This is a genomic window from Phenylobacterium sp. (assembly GCF_041919955.1).
In the GTDB taxonomy this organism is placed as follows: Bacteria; Pseudomonadota; Alphaproteobacteria; order Caulobacterales; family Caulobacteraceae; genus Phenylobacterium.
The window spans coordinates 20,608-42,066 of sequence record NZ_JAYRSU010000027.1 but is presented as its reverse complement, the minus strand read 5'-3'; the positions used below and the strand labels follow the sequence as shown (position 1 = coordinate 42,066).

The window sequence follows — 21,459 nt, the reverse complement described above, 5'->3', positions numbered from 1 at the left end:
GCCCTTCCAGCGTGAGCAGGCTCCTCAACCCCCGACGCTTCAACGCCGAAAAGTTCGCCTGGCAACACCAGGTCCTCACCGACCCTGAGCTAAGCGCCTTCTCGAAAGTGCTCGGAGCCTTCCTGACCCATTATCTCGACCCGCAGAAGGGCGGCAGCTGGGCTTCGCAGCAATTCCTCGCGACACACCTTGGCGTCGATATTCGCACCATCCGCCGCGCAACCCGCGAGCTTGTGGCGAAGGGACACATCGCGCTGGAGGTCTCGCGCGGACGCGGAAACGCGAACGTCTGCCGGGCGCTTCTGAAAGGCGCGACGGGTGCCAGCACCGTCCCAGCGGCCACGACGCCGCAGGAAATTTCAGGTCACGAGTATATGGCGGATCACCGGACAAGATCGTCCGGTGATCAGGCACAAAACCGGACAAATCGAGCACGAAAACCGGACAGCACTGCCCGCCCAATCCTACCTGAATCCGAATCCCCCCTAGTCCCCCCGATTTCGCGGCGCAGAAGCCCAGCATGCCCCGCGCCCAGCAACCGCGGGAAGAGTCCCAAGCTTCTCCAGTACCCGTCAGCATCGTCCCGGCCGGCTTCAGCGACACCGGCCCGTGTCACCCCACAGTTCCCAAACGCTGAAGTGAGAGCTGCTGTGGTATGCGCGATGGGAGAGAGCGCGGCGAAAAGCTATCTCGATCCCGCCGTTTGGTGTGAGACGGATCGGACCATCATTTGCCGGCTCGGCATCGCCGCTGACACCCTGAGAACCCGGATACCGGGGGAACTGCGAGCGCTGGGAGTACGTGTACTGGTCGACCGCAGCTCTCAATCTGTAGACGGGCCGATCGTCCGGCACGCGGCCTGAATGCGGACTGCAGTGACAAGGTTGTACGGCCGCTCGACGTGCAGGAGGTCGATGAGCGCCGAACGCACAAAGCGTCTGACGGACTAGCGCGTCACCGCGTACCGCACTCCAGCGAACTCAAAATTCATCGCTGTGGAAACAGATTGCAAGGAACCGACTTCACCATATACTTCACAAGACGCCAGGGTGATCATGCCGCACAATCTTCCATCTCCCTTGGGGGGGGACGCACCGGACGAGGCTCCGCTGAGCCGCGCGCCTCTTGAGCGCGTCGTCATGCAGGTCCGCTTTTCAAGCGTACTGCGCATTGAGCAACGCGACGGCATCGCGGTCTTTCAGGATCAGGTGCGTGCGAACTATCCCCTCTTTGAACAGATCACAGCGCAGCAGTTGAGGATTGATCTTGCGGGAGGCCCGCCCGGCGTACCGCAGGTCATCACCACCACGGCTTGGCAGTTCGAGGACGCCGGCCGGACCCTCCGACTGACGCTCGGCGCGGAGTCAGCCACATTCGAGGCGCTCAAGTACGAGGGTCGAAGCGATTTCCTCGCTCGCTGGATTGAGATCCTGGCGCGACTGCAGGCGATCTACAGTCCAGGTCTCTCGGTGCGGACCGGTGCGCGCTACATCAATCGGTTCCACGGCGAAGCGCTCGCGCAATTGACAGAGCTCGTGAAGCCCAATTTCGTGGGCGTCGCCCAGCCGGAGCTACGCGAGCACGTCTCACACGCCCTTAGCGAGGCGGCGCTCAAAGTCGACGAAGGTCATGCGATGCTGAGGTGGGGCATACTTGAAGCCGGAAGCACTATCGATCCCAACCTCCTAGAGCAGATCTCCGTCCCCAGCTGGATCCTCGACATCGATGTCTTCGCCCAGGAGCAAACGGCGTTCGACGTCGCCCGGCTCGCGGAGACCTTCGAGGGGTTGGCCACGCGGGCCTACGCTCTATTTCGTTATGCGATGAATGACTCCGCGCTCAGCTACTTTGGATCTGCCACATGAGCGACAAAGACACCGATCATCTGGAGGCCGTTGAGGCGGCCTTCGATCCCTGGGCGGCGGCCTCCTCTCTACAGGACGTAACCTCGCGGGAGGCCGTGGCTTGGCCCCTGAGACCGGGGATACTTACCATTCCCGTCGACGCGCATCTGCGCGCCTTCACAGGCGGCAGCTTGGTACGCGCTGCGCTGCTCCAGACCTTCACTGTGACGGGAACCGTCGCGCCGGGTCCGAGGTGCGTGCACTACATGGTGCCTACGGCGGCGAGCGCCGTGATGCACACCCTCTTCCCGTATGCGGAGGTACACGAGGAGGAGAGCGGGTGCCGCCTGCTCCTCGACCTCAAGGCATGGTCGCAGTTGACCTATGAGGAGATCGCTCCGCTGCTCGGCGTCAGCCGCCGCACCTTGCACAGCTGGAATAGCGGCAACCCCATCAGTGCGCGCCGCGAAACGCGGCTACGCAAAGTGACCGAGGTGGTGAAGGCGTTGCATAGTATCGCGCTCGCGCAGGGACGTCCCGTTCGTAGCGCACTGCTGGATGCGACGCCCGAAGGACTGCGGCCCTACGATCTGATCGCAGACGGTCATAACCAAGCCGCCATCGACGCGGTCAGCGGCCACAGGACCCAAATCGCCGCACCCGTCCGCCCAGAACAGGATTCTGTGGCGACTCAACTGAACCGAGGCGATGATGCCGTATCCGTGCCCGCAGGCCCCCTGCGGTCGGACATGGCAAGGCGTATTCGGTGATGGGACCGATCGGTTGGACAAGGGGACGGATCCGAGCGAAGTAGACGCCGCCCTCGCTGATTGGCGACAGGGCGACATTCTACTGTCACCCACAGTTCCGGCCATCCGACTAGCCAGCGCCGCCCTGGCCCTCACTGTCGCCTCCAAGGAGTTGTTCGCGGAAGATCCGACCGCGACGCTTTCGGTGGTGCCCGAGCAGTTCTCGGGCGTGATGATCGTGTCCCAGACCTGCGACCTCGTCAGGGAATGCAAGGACCGGCCACACGTCCTAGTCTGTCCTTTGGTGACGGCCGACTCGGACCTGATTAATGCAGTCGAGAAGGGCGAACGCCCACGGTTCGTTCGCGTCTCTGGCTTGAAAAGCGAGCCGCTCGTCGCCGATCTCGACCAGATCTTCACGTTGGAGAAAACCGTGCTCGCGGAGCTGGCGACCGATCACCGTCCGGGCGCCAACGGCGATGCCGAGGTGCGTATGGTCGGCCGGGCGATCGCCAACAAATTCGGCCGAACCGCCTTCCCGGACGACTTCGTGGCCGCGATTTCGAAGATGCGTAAGGAGATCGTTCGGAAGCACGACAAGGCCTCACCGCTGGGCGCCTTCTTGCAGGGCGCGCTGGAAATAAGGGTGCGCGCCAAGCCCGACTGGACCACGGCGGAGGAGGTCGAGCTTCTCTTCGTGTTCGAGTGGGACGGAGAGATTCCGCTCGACCATGACGCGCACGTTGAGAGCCTGGTCCGCCGGATTGATAAGAGCGGTGCCTATCCTAACGTCGAGGGTCGTGCTGTCGGCCTCGACCGACTTTCAGCGGCGACGTACCGCGCGAGCGACGTTTTAGATCTCGACAACCTCTCCCGCGCCGAGGACAACTGACGGGCCGTCGCAAGTAGTTGGCCCGCGCGACGGCGAGCTACGCCTCTTCCTCGCTCGCTCCAGCCTTTCGCCGCAGGGCCCCGTAAAGATCCCCCGGTCCAAGAAGGATCTTCAGCAGCTCTTCCCGGATGCGTTCCGACGCAAGAACCTGCCGGCTCATCGACGTGAAGGCGTCATCGCTGTCCATGGCGGCGTCGAGCAGCTGGCTCTGCAGCGTTGGCGAGTTGCTGAACTGCGCCCGCGTGTTGGCCATGGCCTGCTCCTGCAGCTCCTCGGAAGCCAGCATGTGGCCCTGAGGCCTGCTTGGCGGCCTTGAAGGCGTGGACGATGCGGCTGGCGACCGGCTCGATGGCGGCGATCAGGTCGGACTGGCGCGCCATCGGGTTCAACTCGACCTTCACCACCCTCTCGACCTCGAAGTCGTCGTAGTGGCCGCTGCCGTCCAGCTTGGCGCGCAGGTCGTAGATCAGGTTCGGATCAGTGGCGCTCTCCAGCTCCGCCGTCTCGTAGTATGTGCGGAACGCCGCCAAGATCTCATCCGAGCTGTTGACGAAGTCGAGGACGTAGGTGGTGTCTTTGCCCGGATGGGCTCGGTTCAGGCGAGAGAGGGTCTGCACCGCCTGGATGCCCGCCAGCCGCCGGTCGACATACATCCCGCAAAGCAGCGGCTGGTCGAACCCAGTCTGGAACTTGTTGGCCACCAGCAGCAGGTGGAAGGACTCGCCCTTGAAGGCGTCGCGGATGTCGCGGCCGTTCAGGCCCGGATTGAGTACGGGGCTGGTCTCGCTGACCTCGCCCAGGTCCTTGTCGTTCACCTCGCCGGAAAACGCCACCAGAGTGCCAAGCGGATAGCCCTGCTCCTTGATGTAGCGCTGGATCGCCACCTGCCAGCGCACCGCCTCGGCGCGGCTGCCCAGCACCACCATGGCCTTTGCCTTGCCGTCCAGCAGCGGCATCACGTTCTCGCGGTAGTGCTCGACGACGATCTGGACCTTCTGGCTGATGTTGTGCGGGTGCAGGCGCACCCAGCGCATGATCTCCTTCTGAGCCTTGCTGCGCTCAACCTCCTTGTCGTCGAGGTCGCGCCCCTCGTGAGCCAGTCGGAACGCTAGCTTGTACGGCGTGTAGTTACGCAGCACGTCGAGGATGAAGCCTTCCTCGATGGCCTGGCGCATCGAATAGACGTGGAACGGGCCGGGCAGGTTGCCATCGCCGACGGGCCGGTCGGGATGCGGCGGGCGGCCAAACAGCTCCATCGTCTTGCCCTTGGGTGTGGCGGTGAAGGCGACATAGGTGATGCCCTTGTCGTTGGCGGCCCGGCCGGCCATCTGGGAGGCGAGGACGTCCTCGTTGCTGACCTCGCCGCCATCGGCCAGCTCCGCCGCTTCCTCGGCCGAGAGCATCTGCTTGAGCTTCGCGGCGGCCTCGCCGGTCTGGCTGGAGTGGGCCTCGTCGGCGATGACGGCGAAGGCCTTGCCCTCGGTGGCCGCCAGTTCGCGCACGGCGTCCAGAGCGAAGGGGAAGGTCTGGATCGTGCAGACGATCACCTTCTTGCCGGCCGCTAGGGCCTCGGCCAGCTGACCGCTCTTGGAACCGCCCTCGTTCTTGATCGTCGCCACCACGCCAGCGATGCGCTGGAAGTCGAACAACGCCTCCTGCAGCTGCGTGTCGATGACGTTGCGGTCCGACACCACGATCACGCTGGAGAACAACTTGTCGTCGTTAGCGTCGTGCAACTCCGACAGCAGGTGCGCGGCCCAGGCGATGGAGTTGGTCTTGCCCGATCCGGCCGAGTGCTGGATCAGGAAGCGCCCGCCCGGCCCCTCTTCCAACACCTTGGCGGCCAGCTCACGGGTGGCGGCCAGTTGGTGGTAGCGCGGGAAGATTACGCCGGTGATCTGCTTCTTGGCATCGCGTCGCGTCACCATGTAGCGGCCCAGGATCTCCAGCCAGCTATCGCGCTGCCAGACCTCTTCCCAGAGGTAGGCCGTGCGGTGGCCGTCCGGGTTGACGGGGTTGCCCTTGCCGCCGTGGTCGCCCTTGTTGAACGGCAGGAAGAAGGTGCCCCGCCCCTGCAGCCTGGTGGTCATGGCCACCTCGCCGTTGCTGACGGCGAAGTGCACCAGCGCCCCGCCGGGGAAGCTAAGCAGCGGCTCCGTCATCTGTCCCTTGGGCCGGGGGTTTCGGTCGAAGCGGTATTGGTCGATGGCGTCCTGCAGGCTCTGGGTGAAGTCGGTCTTCAGCTCTACGGTCGCGACCGGCACGCCGTTCAGATAGAGCACCAGGTCAAAACAGTTCTCGTTGGTGGTCGAGTATCGCACCTGCCGCGCCACGCGCAGACGGTTGGCCTGATAGCGACGGGTGATCTCGGGATTCATGCCCATGGCCGGCTTGAATTGCGCCAGGTCCAGGCGTCGGCGCAGTCCCACCATGTCGAGCCCGCCGCGAAGCACGTCCAGCACGCCCCGATCGTCGAGCGACTTGCGCACCCGGTCAGCCAGCACCTCAGCGGCGGCCGCACCGTGAGTCTTGCTCAGGGCCTCCCAGGCATCGGGCTGGCTGTCCTGCACCCAGGCGACCAGATCCTCCACGAACAGCGCCCGCGAGCGGTCATGCCGCCCCCCCGCGCCGGGCTCGTAGATCCAGCCGTGCGCACCGAGGTGATCGACAACGTCGTCCTCGAGGCGGATTTCCTTGTGCAGGGACATGGGCGCTCCTAGGCGTCGACGCCGGCCACCGGGGCCCAGATCTGCTTGAGGGGGATCTCGGCGCGGGTCTCGTCGGACAGCTGACTGTAGCTGGCGAACAGGGCGGTCAGCAGTTCGGGCATCTGCCACAGGCGCACCGAGAAGAACTCGTTGTCGATCAGCTTTTGGGCTGCGCCGTTGACGCCGGCGATACTGACCAAGAGACCGGTGCGCGCCTTGGCCGCCTGAACCGAGCCCATCAACTTCAACACCACCTCCTGATTGGCCGGAGCATCGCCCGACTTCACCTGGACGCAGATGCGATCCTCGCCCAGGCCCAGCCGGCCGCCGGCCGCCAGAATGTCTACCCCACCGTCAGGGCCGGGCGGCGAGACCTTTGTGACATAGCCTTCAATGCGCAGGATCTCGGCCACCAGATTGGCCAGGTCATGGCCGGCAAACGCCGACTTGATCAGGGCGATGATCTGCTGGCGGGCGATGTCTTCGACGTCCAGCTCAACATCTTCGGCCTCGGCGTCCTCGACCGGCGCCTTGACCGAAACCACGCCCTGCTTGCCCAGTAGTGGGCCGGGGTCCTTGCCGGTCTTGATTACGGCCTCGACGCGGGCCAGGGCCTCGTTCCGCTTGACCTCGCAAATGGTCATGAAGGCCCCGAAGGAGTGACGCAGGTCCTGGGCGAAGGCCTCACGTGGCACGGCCTCGTTCAGCCAATCGACGGCGCGGGTGTGCGGGCAGACGCCGCCCGACTGGTAGGCGTAGGGCCCGGTTACACGGCCGATGGCGACGCCGCTGGTAACCTTGCGGGGAAGCACCACCAGGTCGCCGACCGCAATGGTGTTCACGAATTGATTTAGCTGAGCGGCGAAATTTCGCTGGGTGTTCTTGCCGCCCTGTGGATCGGCAGCCGCCAGGGCGCCGCTGATGGCGTCCCTGTCCTTCAGGCCCGACAGGTCGCCCAGCTCGTTGAAGCCGGGCAGCAACCGTCCCTGGGTGATGGCGTCAAGCTCCCGCTCGCCATGACGGCCGGCGCGGACGATCCAGAGCCTCGTCATGCCGCCTCCGTCATCTGGACTAGGCCGCGCACGTCGATCTTACCCGTGACAGCGGCCGAGATCAGGGCAGCGCGGCGTTCTTGGAGGACTGCGGAAGCTGCCTCAGCTACTTCGCAAAGAGTGTCGAGTTTTGCCGTCTCTCGGGCAATGTGGGCGGCGATGGCTGACTGCTCAGCCTCTGGCGGGCGCGGTAGCAATAGATCGCCAAAATCCGGGAATCGGATACGCGGAGCACGCTCTCGCACTGACGGACAGACCGCCAAGATGAAGCCTCGCAAGGCCATCAAGCGAAGCAGAAGGCCATAATAAGCAGCACTCGTTTGCTCGTTGAGGGGATCACAGACGAGATATTCAGGTGAGCACTTTCCAGCCGAGTCGGAGACCCCGATCGCACCTGCAAACGCATCCATCGAGTGCAACACTAGCTGCCCCGGCTGGATGCCTTGATAGCCAACTTCAAGCACGGCGAAAGTGAAACCGTCTTCCCGCCGGTTGCGTCTGAGCGTGACCTGTCCATCCCTGAAACAGGTAACGACTTCTGCGTCTTCTGGCGGAGGAAGATCCGACCTGGAGAAAATGAACTTCGCCCGTTCAAGGTCCCAATGCGCCGGCACTTGGCCGAGCCACTCGACGCTCGAATCCTTCATCGGGGCGGAGGGATCGAGGCCCTTGGTCACAGCGTGGGAGATGACAGCCTGCCGCTTCTCCTTCAGCAGTTCGATCAGTCGCCGCTGCGCCTCCACCAGCGCGTCGATCTTGGCGGTCTCCCGGTCGAGGAAGGCGGCGATGGCACGCTGCTCGTGACGGCTCGGCAACGGCACTTTGATGCTGGTCAAACGGCCTTTGGTCACATGCACCATGCCAATGATGCCATGCGCCTCTTGCTCAACGTATTCGGTTACTCCCTTCAGACACCAGTAGAGCCACTGCTTGTCGCAGCGGATGCTCTCCACCTTGAAGATGTGCTGATTGAGATAGTGCAGGCCCGCTCCGCTCCATCGAAAGGGCCCGAAGGAAGTGCCTCGATTTCCGGACCATCCGAAAAGGAGATCGCCAGCCACCACATGGTGTCGCGGATCCACCTCTCCAGCGTAAAAGTTGAAATCATTGCCACCGTTTAGGTTTTGGATGCGGATAATTGGCGTTCCGACTTCATCCCACTCGTCAGGCTTGAACGCGGCTCCATTGACGAAATCCGCTATGTACTTGAGCGGTGTCATCGCCCAACCGGCCGGGGTCTGCCCGACCCAGTCCTCTCCGCCCGCCTCGCAGAGCTCGTAAGCCGGAAAGCTCACGCCGCCAGCCCTTCGATCATCGCCTTGATCCGGTCGGTCACCTCGCGCAGGTCGGCGTCGATTTCCGCGAGATCACGCGGCGGCTCGAAAACGTAGAAGTGGCGATTGAAGGGGATCTCGTAGCCAGTCTTGGTCTTGTCCTCGTCGATCCAGGCGTCGGGGGCGTGCGGCAGCACCTCACGGGCGAAGTAGGCGTCGACGTCCTCGGTCAGCGGCACGTTCTCGGTGTCGCGGCGGGCGCTGTCGGCGACGGGCTTGCCCTTGTTCTTGCCCTTCTGGCCGACCATCGGCGCGCCGGCCTGGTCGAGCAGGGGGCGCTCGACGGTGATGGTGCGGTAGCCGAAGATCTCGTTGCGGAAGATCCGCGACAGGGGCGCGAGCTTGACCTTGCCGCCTTCGGGCGCGGGGGGCGGGGCCTCGCCGGCCCGCACCACAACCTTACCGGTCTCCTTGCCGCCCGCGTCGAACACCGTGGCGATCTGGGCCTCAACGAAATCGCCGAACAGCTTAGTGATCAGAGCGATGTCGTCCTCGCCCATCTCCTTGCGCTTGGAGCCCAGGGACTTGCGCATCTTCTGCCAGAAGCCGCTGGCGTCGATCAGCTGCAGCTGGCCCCTGCGCGCCGCCGGTTTGCGGTTGGAGACGATCCAGACATAGGTGGCGATGCCGGTGTTGTAGAACATGTCGGTCGGCAGGGCGACGATCGCCTCGACCAGGTCGTTCTCTAGCAGATAGCGGCGGATCTCGCTCTCGCCGCTGCCAGCCCCGCCCGTGAACAGAGGCGAACCGTTGAGCACGATGCCGAACCGGCTGCCGCCGTCCTGGGCCGGCCGCATCTTGGACAACAGGTGCAGCAGAAAAAGCAGCGAGCCATCCGAGACGCGCGGCAGGCCGGGGCCGAAGCGGCCTGCGAAGCCCTGCTGCTCATGCTCGGCGCGGACGATCTTCTCGACCTTCTTCCACTCCACGCCGAACGGTGGGTTGGACAGCATGTAGTCGAACTTCCGACCCATGTGGCCGTCTTCGGACAGGGTGTTGCCGGCAACGATGTTTCCGACGTCCTGACCCTTGATCAACATGTCGGCCTTACAGATGGCGTAGGACTCGTCGTTCAGCTCCTGGCCGAACATGGTCAGACGCGCGCCGGGATTGTGCCCGGACAGGCGCTCTTCGGCGACCGACAGCATGCCGCCGGTGCCCGCCGTCGGGTCGTAGATGGTGCGGACCACGCCGGGCTTGGACAGGGCGTCGTCGTCCTCGACGAACAGCAGGCTGACCATCAGCCCGATGACCTCGCGGGGCGTGAAGTGCTCCCCGGCGGTCTCGTTGGACAGCTCGGCGAACTTGCGGATCAGCTCCTCGAAGGCCAAACCCATCTGGTGATTGTCGACCGCCTCCGGGTGCAGGTCGATGCGGGCGAACTTCTCGGTGACCTGGTAGAGCAGGCCCGCCTTGGCCAGCTTGTCGACCTGAGTGAAGAACTCGAAGCGCTCGAAGATGTCGCGCACGGCTGGAGAGAAAGCCTGGATGTAGGCGTAGAGGTTGGCGGCGATGTGGTCGGGGTCGCCAACCAGCCGGCCCATGTCCAGTTTAGACGTGTTGTAGAAGCTTTGCTTGGCGGCCCGCAGCAGGAACGGCTCGGGATTGACACCCGCCGCCTCGCGCTTGGCCAGCTCTTCCAGGACCGCCGGTTTGGTGGCTTCCAGCACGCAGTCCAGCCGCCGCAGCACCGTGAACGGCAGGATGACCTTGCCATAGTCCGACTGCTTGTAGTCCCCGCGAAGCAGGTCCGCGACCGACCAGATGAAAGCCGACAACGATTGATGGTTCATACGCACGTCCCCCGAACTAGGCGGGATAGCACATCAGCGTGCCCGCACAGGCAAGCCGATCGTACGCGCTAGCGCCCACGATTGGGCGCGGGCGCTTTCATCCACCACCCAGGGCTGCCGGAGAAGTGGCGAGGCGATGAGCATCCAGCCACGTCTCCAGAAGACGGGTGAGACAAGTGAAAATAAGTGAGCACGAGTGAGAATAAGCGGAAATAAGCGGAAATAAGCGGAAACACCTCGGCAGCCGCTTCGATTTCCGCTCAATTTCACTTAAAATCACAAAACGAGAGGCAAGATATGTAATGTAGGCCCACAAGTGGTCCCACATTACAGCCCTTACTCGCCCCCTGCGGGCGCTCTACGGCCATGTCCTCTGCGAGGCGCACGGCGGCTTCCGCCGCAAATCAATCCCCCGTCCGACGTTGCACTAGGCTTCATAGATGGCGGACAGCGTTGCCGTACTCGGCCAACGCATCACCCTCCGCCTGGCGCCGGGCGAGCCCTCGGGAGCGCGCGATCATCCGCTTCCCGTCGCCACCTCGTTCAGGGCAGCCGCACACAAAGCGCGAGACCGCGTATAGTGGAGGGATCGAGCTTGAAGGCATCCCAATGACCATGATTGAGCTTGCAAAGAACTTCGCCCTCGTCCTGAGCGTCGCGTCAGTTCCCATCGCCCTGTACTATGGGCTGTCAGAATTTGCTCGGCGAGATGAGGAACGACGAGCAGCGCGAACGCGGGCCCCTTCCCCGCCTTCCCAGTAGCGATGCACGCTCAGCTCCGCCACCTGCCCCCACAACGATGCCTTTCGCCTAAGCGGACTGGCTGGAGCCACACACTTCCAACCTGGGAGGCGTCCGTGCGAACCTGGGCTCGTTCACCGAGTGCGACGGGGCTTTTCTCGCTTCTCTATCTCGCGCGCGACGTAGGATCTTCCTTCGCCCAGCCACCAGGCTGAAACAGCGCGAGCGGGAAAACGCCAGACGTCAGCGCGTACGGGATCGCCGAGGTCTAAATTCTCCTCGCAGAACATCCTCAGTCTCCGGGCCACATTGCTGTAGACGGTACCCTGGATCCCAGCATAACCCGCCGCACGCACGATCTCGGTCGATGTGATGAGCGCGGCCGCGGGATAGTCAACGATCGCCGCGGCCGGCCGGGACACCAACACTCCAGGAATGTCACGAACTACGCCACTTAGGCTGACGACAGCTCCGAGCCCCACAAAGGGCCTCAACGAGTCAATATGGCGACCAATGTCTTCGTAGGTCTCAGGTCGGAACGTCTCTGTCCACTCCGGCCCCCTCTGCAATCTGTGAGCAGAGAATCTCCTCTTGATGGAGGCCTCGACCTTTCTCGCCTCGAATTTGTCGAGGCCTTTCACGATGTAACTCTTCGAAAAATCTCGAATGAACCCGATACCAGGCCTGCGAGATCTCGTATCTTGGCTCGTTCCAATCTTTACCAACCCGCTCACCTGGTCGACGACTACGTAAAGATCCACGGTCAACTCTCTCCCCTCAAGGCTATCTCCGCAGGCCGCCCCTGCAAAGAAGCAGGCCTCCGCCGCCGGGCTCCCATTTGGAATATTTGCGGATGGCGTTGCGCGATCCATTTGCACTTGTTACGAATGGAAATGGCTTGGCTCTCCACCCTGATTAGGACCGTCGCAGAGACCTCCGGCGAACCGGAGGCAAGCGTGACGGTGATCGCTCGCAGCCTTCGCGAGGGCGGATTTATTACAACAGGTGGCCGCGGCCGCAGCGCGGCATCGATGACGAATTTCGATGCCGCCAGTCTCCTTCTTGGCGTGGGCGCCCCAGGCGACAACACCAAGGCTGCAGCGACCGTAGCTCGCTTGTCAGCCGCCGCCCTGGAGAAGTCGCTTACTTGGAAGCGAGGCGCCCCCGATGGGCGCCAGAAGGCCGCCACAGTCCCGAGCAACCTCAACATCAACGCGGGCGATGAACTGATCCACGTCATCGCCAGGCTGCTCAACGAATTTGAGCTACCCAAAATTGGCGCCACCGGGCTTCGGAGAATTCGCCCGAAGCCTCGAGTTCAAAACGAAGACGGGGCCGAGATCTGGCTTCCGCAGTCGATTCAACTTGAGACCACCTTCGATCAGCGTGGCTGGTCGGCGGACCTAGAGGTCACCACCTCCGATGGACGGCTGGTTCGTTTCGTGTTCGCCGAGACGCAGCAAGCCCTGCGGCACACGACGACCGAGCTTAGATGGAAGCGATCCTCGGTTACCCTTCTGCCCCCGATCTTTGAAGCTGTTGTTCGCTGCCTGCGCGACGAACCGAGCCCCGTGTACGCGTTTCCGAGGCCCGTGGATTGAAGAGATCGCCACTCCCACAGGGCCTCACCCCCAGAGGCCTTACAGTGTCACAGGCCGCGGCGCTTGCAGGCCTAAGCGAGGGTACGTTCGCCACAGCACGGGCGCGCGGAGACTACCCCAATCCAACACTGCCGGGCGGTCGCATTGACCGCGTACTCTTGGAACAGGCCATGGATCGCCTTAGCGGGCTGCTCACCGAACGGGAAGTCAACGACCCGCTGACTATGTGGGAGAGCAAGCGCAATGCGCGTCGCGCTTAGGGGTATCAATACCGTCAAGAAGCGGCTCAGCAACGGCCGCGTCGCTCGCTACTACTATCACCGCGAAACCGGCGCGCGCCTCGAGGGCGAACCTGGCTCGCCGGAGTTCGTCGCGTCCTATGCCCGCGCCGAGCAGCTCGTCCGAGAGCGTCACTCCACCGGGGTGTTTGCCAGCCTTATCCGCGACTACACGATGTCGCCCGAGTTCAAGACTCAGCTCGCCGACAGCACACGCAAGGAGTACCTGCGCAAACTCACCTTCGCCGAGATCGAGTTCGGCGACCTTCCGATCGCGGCGTTGAACAATCCGAAGGTGAAGGCCCCGCTGCTGGCCTGGCGCGCCGCCGTGGCCACGGCTTCCGGCGCCCGTGAGGCCGACTATAGGCTGTCGGTGATCTCCGCGATGCTCAGCTGGGCGGTGGACAATGGCCGGATCGACACCAACCACCTGAAGGGCTTCAAGCGTCTCTATCGATCGGACAGATCAGATATCATCTGGCTACCGGCCGACATCGAGGCGTTCATGGGCGCAGCGCCGCTGGCGATGCAGCGCGCGCTGATCCTGGCTCTTCATACTGGCCTACGGCAGGGCGACATCCGGAAGCTCTGCTGGAGCAACTACGACGGCGCTAACCTCACCCTGCGCATCGGCAAGAACCAACGCGGCGGCCAGAAGGCTCCGCTGGTCACCATCCCCTGCACGAAGGCCCTCCGCGCGATGCTGGACGGCATGGAGCGGCATTCGGCGGTCATCTTGACCACGAAGGAAGGAAGGCCGTTCACGGCCCGCTATTTCGGCCACCAGTGGGACGGCGCCATGACGCTCGCCGGCCTTGAGGGCTCGCCGCTCCATTTTCATGATCTGCGAGGCACCGCGGTGACCATGCTCGCAGAGGCGGGCTGCAGCGTGGCTCAGATCGTGGCGATCACCCAGCACTCACTGGCGACGGCGACTCGGATCCTGGAGGTCTACCTGTCGCCGACTCGGCATCTGGCGAACCAAGCGATCGCTCAGTTCGAGAACGCCAAGGCAACAGAATTTGCAAACCAGCTGCAAACCGGCGCTCAAAAGGCGCAGGTCCGCACCAACCAAAAAGGCTGAAACCCCAATGTATACAAGGGGAAAAAGTGGCGCGCCCGGAACGATTCGAACGTCCGACCCTCAGATTCGTAGTCTGATGCTCTATCCAGCTGAGCTACGGGCGCGCTGTTGCCTTACGGCGAGGGCGCGGAACCTAGTCGGGGCCGCGCAGGTTGGCAAGCCGGGGCGAGACAAAAATTTCGCCCCGGCCGATTTTCTTTTTCAGAGGCCCGGAAGCCGGCCTCCCAGACCCTTGAGAATAGCCCCGCCGAGGCCCGGAACGCCCAGTGGAGACCTGGGCTGCGGGCCGCGCTGGCCCGGCGCCCCACGGGGGGCCTCGTCCGCCTCGCCCATCGCCCCCATGCCCATAGACCGTGCGTCCATGCCAAGAATCCCGCCGGTCTGGGACCGGTAGCGGACCTTCAACGTCCAATCGATGTTCCAGGCCACCTTCGGGTCGGCAGGTCGCGGCGGATAGGAGATGTTTGTCTCCGCGCCGTAGGCGGCGAGCTGGACCATGGCGTTCGGCGCGACCTTCACCACTTCCTGCGGGATCGTGCAGCTGGTGGTCGCAGGAGCCATGAGCGCCCGCGAGGCGACCAGCCGCGTCAGGTCGGCGTTGCTGAGATAATCCGGCAGGGCGAAGGCGGAGGCCTGCACCTCGCTCGATGACCAGAGCACCACGGTTCCGTCCTCGGCCGCACCGACGGCGGTGGCGAGATAGCCCTTGGCGTTGGCGACCGGGTTCCAGCCGATCAGGCCGGAGCCGCCCGGCGAGACCTGGTTCTTCGTCAGGTTCAGCGGCCCCAGGAAATCCTGCTCGGCGGCCAGGGCGAACCTGATGTCGGGGCTGTAGTTGCCGCGGATCAGGTGATCGCCGACCAGCGAGCCGGCGGCGGGCACGCTGGTCCTGGTCTTCTCGTTGGGCCATTCGCCGTAGGTCGCGCTTCGGCCGGCGGAAGGCGGCTGCATCGGGGTTCCGAACTGGCCGGCCAGCGCCGCCATGCCCGGCGGGACCTGGCCCGCCGCCACCTTTGCGAAGTCGATCACCACCGGCTGGCCGGCCTTGGCGTGTTCGCCGCAGCCCCAGTAGATCAGCATCTTGCCCTTGGGCTTGTAGGCGCCGGGCACGGCCGAGTAGTCGGTCGGGCGCTCGCCGCCCTCCACCTTCCTGGGTGTCAGCAGCGGCAGGCTCTGGCCCGCGCGCAGGGCCGCCGGCGGGAGGTGCTCGGCGGCGGGCTCGCCGTTCGCCTTTCGCGTCGACCCGAGCTGAAGGGTGAGGCTCTTCGACAGGTTTTGCCCACCGCCTCCCATCATCATGCCCATCATGGCGCCGGCGCTGGGCTCGCCCCCGCCGCCCATCGCGCCGAAGCCGGTCGCGGTCTGGGCGCTCATCCAGTAGGTCGCGACCGGGCCGGTCACCTGCTGCTTGGTCTGCGCATCCGCGCCATGGGCCATCAGACCCGCGCCGGCCGCAAGCGCAGCCGCTCGAACCCATTGCATGGGTTTCTCCCTTCAGAGATCGTCGTTCGCGCGGGTCCCTAGACCCTAGGCGAAGGCGAAGGTCCGGCAAATCGCCGAAATGCTCCGAAGGCGCGACCAAACCGGTCAGCCGAAGGTCGAACGCCAGTCCTCGGCGCCGACCCAGGCCCGCGCCTCATACACCCCGCGCGCGACCGCCCGCGCCAGAACGTCGGCCGCCAGGGCCCCGATCCGCGCCACGGCGAAATCGGCCGCCTCCGGCAGCGGCCGGCGCGCGGTCGAGAGGGCGAAGACGACGTCGCCGTCGAACGGCGCATGCACGGGCCGGATGGCGCGGGCCAGGCCGTCCTGGGCCATGATGGCCACGCGGCGGGCCTGGGCGGGCGTCAGGGCGATGTCGGTGGCGACGCAGGCGATGGTGGTGTTCATCCGCGCCTTGGGATCGGACTTGGCCAGGCCCCAGTCGTCCCCCGCCGCGGCCAGGCCGCCCGCGCCCCGGCCGCCGAACTCGGCGCCCATCTCGTAGGGGGCGGACCAGAACGTTCCGCTGTTCGGCGCGACCACCGACCCGAACGAATTGACCAGCACCAGCGCCCCGACCGTGATCCCGTCGGCGGTGACCGCCGAGGCCGAGCCGGCGCCGCCCTTCAGCTTCCCGGCCATGGCGCCGTAGCCGCCGCCCGCCGTGCCGAGCGCGAAGTCGGTCGAGGCCGCCTCCACCGCCTCTCGTCCCAGCCGCCGGTAGGGCGGCTCCTCGCCCCAGCGCTTGTCGCCGCCATTGGCCAGGTCGTAGAGGATCGCGCCCGGCACGACCGGCGAGCGCGGAACGCCGTCGCTGGTCACCAGACCATAGCCGCGGCCGCGCGCGCCCAGCCAGGCCACCACGCCGTCGGCGGCGGCCAGGCCGTAGACCGATCCGCCAGACAGCACGACGGCGTCCACCGCATCGACCAGGTTCTCGGGCGCCAGGGCGTCGGTCTCGCGCGTGCCCGGCCCCCCACCGCGCACGTCGCAGCCGGCTACGGCCCTGTCGTCCGGCAAGATCACCGTGACGCCGGTACGGGCGGCCTCGTCATGGGCCTGGCCGACCTGCAGGCCGGGTACGTCGGTGATCAGGTTTCGCGGTCCGGGGGCGGCGTTCTGGGTCATGGGCGGCATCGAAAGCAGCCTGCGCATTTGTTGTCCACGCGCGGATCGCTATGGTGGCGTTTTCCTCCCCTGCCGCTCGCGTGGTCGCCCGTGTTTCATTTCAAGCGTTTTGTCGCCGTTCCGCTCGCCTTGACCCTCGCCGCCTGCGCCACGCCCCAGACGCAGCCCCCCTCCACCTCCTCCGCATCCTCCGCCGCCCCGTCCGGTACGGCGGCCTCCGGCCAGGTGATGGTCGCAGCCGCCAACCCGCTGGCGGTCGAGGCGGGCCTGGCCGTGCTGCGCAAGGGCGGCTCGGCGGTCGATGCGGCGGTGGCGGTCCAGGCGGTGCTCGGCCTGGTCGAGCCCCAGAGCTCTGGCCTCGGCGGCGGCGCCTTCCTCACCTACTACGACGCGAAGACCAAGAAGGTGATCGCCTATAACGGCCGCGAGACCGCACCGGCCGGGGCGACCCCTGACATGTTCCTCGAGAACGGCAAGCCGCTCGGCTATCCCGCCGCGGTGACCAGCGGCAAGGCGACGGGCGTGCCCGGCGCGGTGGCGATGCTGGCCATGGCCCAGGCCCAGCACGGCAAGATCGCCTGGAAGGACCTGTTCGGCGACGCCGAGCGTCTGGCCGCCGACGGCTTTGTGGTCAGCCCTCGCCTCGCCGGGATGATCGCCGGCCCGTTCCCGCAGGGCCAGACCGACGACGCCAAGGCCTATTTCACCAAGCCCGACGGCCAGCGCTATCAGGCCGGCGACGTGCTGAAAAACCCGGCCTACGCCGCCACCGTGCGCAAGATCGCGGCCGAGGGCCCCAAGGCGATCCTGGAAGGCTCGCTGGCGCAGGCCATCGTCGCCAAGATCGCCGAGGGCCCGCGCCCCGGGACCATGACCCTGACCGATCTGAAGGCCTACAAGCCCAAGGTCGGCGACGCGGTCTGCCGGCCCTATCGCATCTATGTGGTCTGCGTGCCCAATGCGCCGTCCAGCGGGGCGGCGCTGCTGGAAGCGCTGGGCATCCTCGCCAACACCGACATCGCCGAACGCGGCCCGGCCGACGCCCAGTCCTGGTTCCTGTTCACTCAGGCCAGCCGCCTGATGTACGCCGACCGCGACCGCTATTTCGGCGACCCCGACTTCACCCCGGTGCCGATCGAGGGCCTGCTGGATCCGGCCTATGTCGCCGAACGCGCCAAGCTGATCGGCGAGGTCGCCGGCCCCGCCCCGGCGCCCGGCAAGCCACGCGGGGCCGGCGCCCTGGCGCCCGACGCGACCAACGAGCCCGGCGGCACCTCGCACTTCGTGGTGGTCGATGCGGCGGGCGACGTGGTCTCGATGACCACCACCGTCGAGAGCATCTTCGGCACCGGCCGCATGGTCGGCGGCTTCTTCCTGAACAACCAGCTGACCGACTTCTCGTGGTCGCCGAAGAACGCCGACGGGACGCAGGCGGCCAACGCGGTGGCTCCCGGCAAGCGGCCGCGCTCGTCCATGGCCCCGGCCATCGTGCTGGACCGCCAGGGCCGGTTCGTCGCCGCCGTCGGCTCGCCGGGCGGCAACTCGATCCTAGCCTATAACCTCAAGGCCCTGGTCGCGATCCTGGACTGGAAGATGAGCGTCGACGACGCCTTCAGGCTGCCCAACCTGGTGGCGCGCGGCGACAGCTTCGCCTCCGAGCCGGCCCGCTATGCGCCGGGCGTCGTCGACGCCCTGGCCGCCAAGGGCGTGGTCTTCAGGGGCAGCGGCGGCGAGGGTTCCGGCCTGCACGGGGTCAAGGTGACGCCGCAAGGCCTGCAAGGCGGCGCCGACGACCGCCGCGAGGGCGTCGCGAAAGGGTTCTAGGCTTCCGAGGTCTTGGTGCGCCGCCGCTTCGGCGGCGGCGCCAGCGGCGGCGGGGTTCCTGGCAGACGCAGCTCGAAGACCGAGCCCTGCGGCCCCGTCTCCGCCAGCAGCAAATCCCCGCCATGGCCCTGGGCCAGCTCGCGGGCGATAGCCAGGCCAAGGCCCGCGCCGCCCGGCCGGGTCGATCCGGCGAAGGGCTGGAACAGCCGCTCGCGCGCGCGCTCCGAAACGCCCGGTCCGTTGTCGGCCAAGCGGATAATGCTGACGCCGTCGGCCTGGGACAGCGTCACCTCGATCCTTCCCGGCCGATCGCGGTCGGCCTGCAGCTCCACCGCCTCGCGCGCGTTGCGCATCAGGTTGACGAGGATACGGTGCAGCTGGTCGGGGTCGGCGTTCACCTGCTCATCCTCGGCCACCAGCGAGACCAGCTGCATGCCATCGGGGGACAGCCGCGCTTCTTCCGAGGCCGCCTCCAGTGCAGGCGACAGCGGGGTCGCGCGCGCATCGGGCGCGGCCTCCTCGGTCTTGCCGTAGGTCAGCACGTCGGTGGCCAGCTTCACCGCCCGGTCCAGCGCTCGTTCCAGGCGTGGCAGGGCCTGGGTCACCTTGGGGTCCTTCAGCGCCGCCAGCCGCTCGGACGCGATCTGGGCGCTGGTCAGCATGTTGCGCAGGTCGTGATTGATCTTGGCCACCGCCTCGCCCAGTGCTGCCAGGCGGGCCCGCGAGTTCAGGGCGGCGCGCAGCTCCTCCTGCATTCGGTCGAGCTGCACCTCGGCGCGGCCGATCTCGTCGCGACGGCCGGAGGGGTCGATATGCGCGTCCAGATCCTCGGGATCGGCCGCGAACCGCTCCATCGAGCGGGTGATCCGCTGCATCGGCCGGACCAGGAAGTAGTTGAGCGACAGATAGACCAGGCCGCCGGCCAGCACCGAGACGAAGCCCATGATCGCCAGCAGCCGCCAGAGATAGTCGCGCAGTTCGGCCTTCAGTTCGGTGTCCGGCGCCACCACCTCGATAAACTGGGCCTTGTAGAAGCGCGGCTCGGCCACCACCCGCACCATGCGGCCGTCGCCCCCGAACAGGGTCTGGAAAGGCGCCGACAGCCAGGAGGCCGGCGCCTGGTCACGCAGGTCGACCAGATAGGGCGGCTCTTCCAGCCGCGGGCCAGGCACCTTCAGGAAGCGGTTGCCGTCGTTGTCGAGGATGGCGACCGTCTGCACGCCGGCGGTGTCGCGCAGCTGCGAGGCCAGGTTCTCGCTCAGCACCTGGTCAGGGGCGACCTCGGTGGCCATGGAGGCGAGTTCGGCCGCGCGCACGCGGTCGAGCAGCCACTGCTCCTCGAACGAGGCCAGGGCGGCCGGCAAGGCGAAGGCGCTGGCGCCGGCGACGAACAGGATGGTCAGAATCAGCAGACGCGCGGACAGACCGCCCGGCCAGAAGAAGCGGCGCGCGGGCGGCTTGGGCGCCGGGGGAGAGGGGGCGTCCGCCATCACAACTCCCCGTTACTTCACCGGGAACGGTTCGGCAACGCGGGGTTTGGCCGCAAGCTCGACAATGGACGGGCTGACCGTCAACGGGCGCCCACGGCCTGGGCGACGCTGGCGAAGCCGTCCGCACGCAGCCGAGCGGCCAGGTCGCGCTTGACGCGGGTGACCACGCCTGGCCCCTCGTAGACCATCGCCGAATAGAGTTGGACGGCCTCGGCGCCGGCCCGGATCTTGGCGTAGGCGTCAGCCCCCGAGGCGATCCCGCCAGCACCGAGCAGCGCCACCCGACCGGCCGCAGCCTGCGCGAAGGCGGCCAGCATCCGCGTCGAGAGCGCCATCAGCGGCGGGCCGGAGAGGCCGCCGGTCTCGCTCGCGTTCGCCGAGGCGAGCCCCTCGCGCGAGACCGTGGTGTTCGAGACGATGATCCCTGAAAGGCCCGCCCCCACCACGGTTTCGACGATGGCCTCGACCTCGCCGTCCTCCAGGTCGGGCGCGACCTTCAGGAAGATCGGGACCAGGCCCTCGCGCGGCAGCGCGTCCCGCGCCTCGGCCACGCGGCCCAGCAGCTCCTCCAGCGCGGCCTTGGTCTGCAATGCGCGCAGGCCCGGCGTGTTGGGCGAGGAGATGTTGACCGTGAAGTAGGAGGCCAGGCCCCACAGCCGCTTCAGGCCGGTGACATAGTCGGCGATGCGGTCTTCGGCGTCCTTGTTGGCGCCGATATTGGCCCCGACCACGCCGGGGCCGCGCCGCGCGAGCCGCGCGGCGAACGCCTCCAGCCCCTCGTTGTTGAATCCCATGCGGTTGATCACTGCGCGGTCTTCCGGCAGCCGAAACAGGCGCGGTCGCGGATTGCCGGCCTGGGGCAGCGGCGTGACCGTGCCGCATTCGACGAACCCGAAGCCGGCGCGCAGCATGGGGCCGAACACCTCCGCGTTCTTGTCGAAGCCCGGCGCCAGGCCCACGCAGTTGGGCAAGGCGAGGCCCGCCACCGTGGTCGCCAGGATCGGATCGTCCGCCCCGCCGTGCGGTCCCAGTCCGGCGGCCAGGGCGCGGATGGTGAATCGGTGCGCGTCCTCGGGATCGAGGACATGCAGGGCGCGGGCGGCGATGTCGTGCAGGCTCATGCCAGGTTCCCCAGTTGCGGAACGCCGTCGTCGCCGAGCGGCGCCTCGGTCACCGCGCGCACCTTGTCGGTCGCCAACGCCCCGTAGAGATGCGGGAAGAGGTCGCCGCCGCGCGAGGGCTCCCACTTCAGCGCCTCGCCGAGGTCGTCGGCCTCGATCTCCAGCACCACCAGATCGGCCTGGCCGGCGAAGTGGCGGCGCGCCGTCTCGGCGGCCTGGGCCGCGGTCGAGAAATGGATGAAGCCGTCGGCGAGGTCGACCGCCGCCCCGGCGAAGACGCCGGCGCCGCGGGCCGCGTCCCATTCGGCCCGCGACAGGATCTTGTAGATGCGCCCCAC

The 21,459-nt window shown here is 66.3% G+C and carries 17 protein-coding genes, 1 tRNA gene and 1 pseudogene; 7 read left to right on the top strand and 12 right to left on the bottom strand.

The features are described from left to right. Positions 1–11: 11 nt before the first annotated feature. The 4 genes from ACE3T2_RS18595 (at position 12) to ACE3T2_RS18580 (ending at position 3,485) form a co-directional block, all read left to right on the top strand. Complete coding sequence (locus ACE3T2_RS18595; protein WP_374660099.1) at positions 12–863, top strand: helix-turn-helix domain-containing protein; 852 nt, start codon at positions 12–14, stop codon at positions 861–863. 192 nt (positions 864–1,055) lie between these two features. Beyond that, positions 1,056–1,865 carry a TIGR04255 family protein gene (locus ACE3T2_RS18590; protein WP_374660108.1) on the top strand — a complete coding sequence of 270 codons (810 nt, stop codon included), beginning with the start codon at positions 1,056–1,058 and terminating at the stop codon, positions 1,863–1,865. Next, positions 1,862–2,614: a hypothetical protein gene (locus tag ACE3T2_RS18585; protein ID WP_374660097.1), complete on the top strand. Its 753-nt coding sequence runs from the start codon at positions 1,862–1,864 to the stop codon at positions 2,612–2,614. Before ACE3T2_RS18590 ends, ACE3T2_RS18585 begins: the two co-directional genes overlap by 4 nt. Before the next feature lie 13 nt (positions 2,615–2,627). Then, positions 2,628–3,485: a hypothetical protein gene (locus ACE3T2_RS18580; protein ID WP_374660095.1), complete on the top strand. Its 858-nt coding sequence runs from the start codon at positions 2,628–2,630 to the stop codon at positions 3,483–3,485. Between the two features lie 37 nt (positions 3,486–3,522). Here ACE3T2_RS18580 and ACE3T2_RS18575 read toward each other — a convergent pair whose 3' ends face one another. From ACE3T2_RS18575 to ACE3T2_RS18550, 6 genes and pseudogenes are all read right to left on the bottom strand, one after another. Then, positions 3,523–3,672, bottom strand: coding sequence for a hypothetical protein (locus ACE3T2_RS18575; protein ID WP_374660093.1), 150 nt, complete (start codon positions 3,670–3,672; stop codon positions 3,523–3,525). 109 nt (positions 3,673–3,781) lie between these two features. After that, positions 3,782–6,193, bottom strand: a pseudogene (locus tag ACE3T2_RS18570) (type I restriction endonuclease subunit R); the annotation flags it as partial. Positions 6,194–6,201: 8 nt separating this feature from the next. Beyond that, positions 6,202–7,245, bottom strand: coding sequence for a restriction endonuclease (locus tag ACE3T2_RS18565; RefSeq protein WP_374660091.1), 1,044 nt, complete (start codon positions 7,243–7,245; stop codon positions 6,202–6,204). Continuing rightward, positions 7,242–8,540, bottom strand: coding sequence for a restriction endonuclease subunit S (locus tag ACE3T2_RS18560; protein ID WP_374660089.1), 1,299 nt, complete (start codon positions 8,538–8,540; stop codon positions 7,242–7,244). The genes ACE3T2_RS18565 and ACE3T2_RS18560 overlap by 4 nt, the downstream gene beginning before the upstream one ends. Beyond that, the gene (locus tag ACE3T2_RS18555; RefSeq protein ID WP_374660087.1) at positions 8,537–10,372 is read right to left on the bottom strand and encodes an N-6 DNA methylase; all 1,836 of its coding nucleotides are present in this window, start codon (positions 10,370–10,372) and stop codon (positions 8,537–8,539) included. Before ACE3T2_RS18555 ends, ACE3T2_RS18560 begins: the two co-directional genes overlap by 4 nt. An 875-nt stretch (positions 10,373–11,247) precedes the next feature. Beyond that, complete coding sequence (locus ACE3T2_RS18550; RefSeq protein WP_374660085.1) at positions 11,248–11,874, bottom strand: hypothetical protein; 627 nt, start codon at positions 11,872–11,874, stop codon at positions 11,248–11,250. Between the two features lie 195 nt (positions 11,875–12,069). On the opposite strand from ACE3T2_RS18550, the gene ACE3T2_RS18545 reads away from it, so the two are divergent. Next, positions 12,070–12,714: a hypothetical protein gene (locus ACE3T2_RS18545; protein WP_374660083.1), complete on the top strand. Its 645-nt coding sequence runs from the start codon at positions 12,070–12,072 to the stop codon at positions 12,712–12,714. 243 nt (positions 12,715–12,957) lie between these two features. Then, entirely contained in the window at positions 12,958–14,076 is a 1,119-nt protein-coding gene (locus ACE3T2_RS18540) for a tyrosine-type recombinase/integrase (protein WP_374660081.1), read from the top strand. 27 nt (positions 14,077–14,103) lie between these two features. Here ACE3T2_RS18540 and ACE3T2_RS18535 read toward each other — a convergent pair. The 3 genes from ACE3T2_RS18535 to ACE3T2_RS18525 form a co-directional block, all read right to left on the bottom strand. After that, a tRNA-Arg gene (locus ACE3T2_RS18535) sits at positions 14,104–14,180 on the bottom strand. 97 nt (positions 14,181–14,277) lie between these two features. After that, the gene (locus ACE3T2_RS18530) at positions 14,278–15,558 is read right to left on the bottom strand and encodes a hypothetical protein (RefSeq protein ID WP_374660079.1); all 1,281 of its coding nucleotides are present in this window, start codon (positions 15,556–15,558) and stop codon (positions 14,278–14,280) included. 105 nt (positions 15,559–15,663) lie between these two features. Next, positions 15,664–16,713: a P1 family peptidase gene (locus ACE3T2_RS18525; RefSeq protein WP_374660077.1), complete on the bottom strand. Its 1,050-nt coding sequence runs from the start codon at positions 16,711–16,713 to the stop codon at positions 15,664–15,666. Between the two features lie 63 nt (positions 16,714–16,776). Here ACE3T2_RS18525 and ACE3T2_RS18520 point away from each other — a divergent pair, with 63 nt between their 5' ends. Continuing rightward, positions 16,777–18,510 carry a gamma-glutamyltransferase family protein gene (locus ACE3T2_RS18520; protein WP_374660075.1) on the top strand — a complete coding sequence of 578 codons (1,734 nt, stop codon included), beginning with the start codon at positions 16,777–16,779 and terminating at the stop codon, positions 18,508–18,510. Here the strand turns inward: ACE3T2_RS18520 and ACE3T2_RS18515 are convergent. From ACE3T2_RS18515 to ACE3T2_RS18505, 3 genes are all read right to left on the bottom strand, one after another. After that, complete coding sequence (locus ACE3T2_RS18515) at positions 18,507–20,000, bottom strand: sensor histidine kinase (RefSeq protein ID WP_374660073.1); 1,494 nt, start codon at positions 19,998–20,000, stop codon at positions 18,507–18,509. The genes ACE3T2_RS18520 and ACE3T2_RS18515 overlap by 4 nt on opposite strands. An 80-nt stretch (positions 20,001–20,080) precedes the next feature. Further along, positions 20,081–21,121 carry a quinone-dependent dihydroorotate dehydrogenase gene (locus ACE3T2_RS18510; protein WP_374660071.1) on the bottom strand — a complete coding sequence of 347 codons (1,041 nt, stop codon included), beginning with the start codon at positions 21,119–21,121 and terminating at the stop codon, positions 20,081–20,083. After that, positions 21,118–21,459 carry a DUF952 domain-containing protein gene (locus tag ACE3T2_RS18505; RefSeq protein ID WP_374660069.1) on the bottom strand — a complete coding sequence of 114 codons (342 nt, stop codon included), beginning with the start codon at positions 21,457–21,459 and terminating at the stop codon, positions 21,118–21,120. Before ACE3T2_RS18505 ends, ACE3T2_RS18510 begins: the two co-directional genes overlap by 4 nt.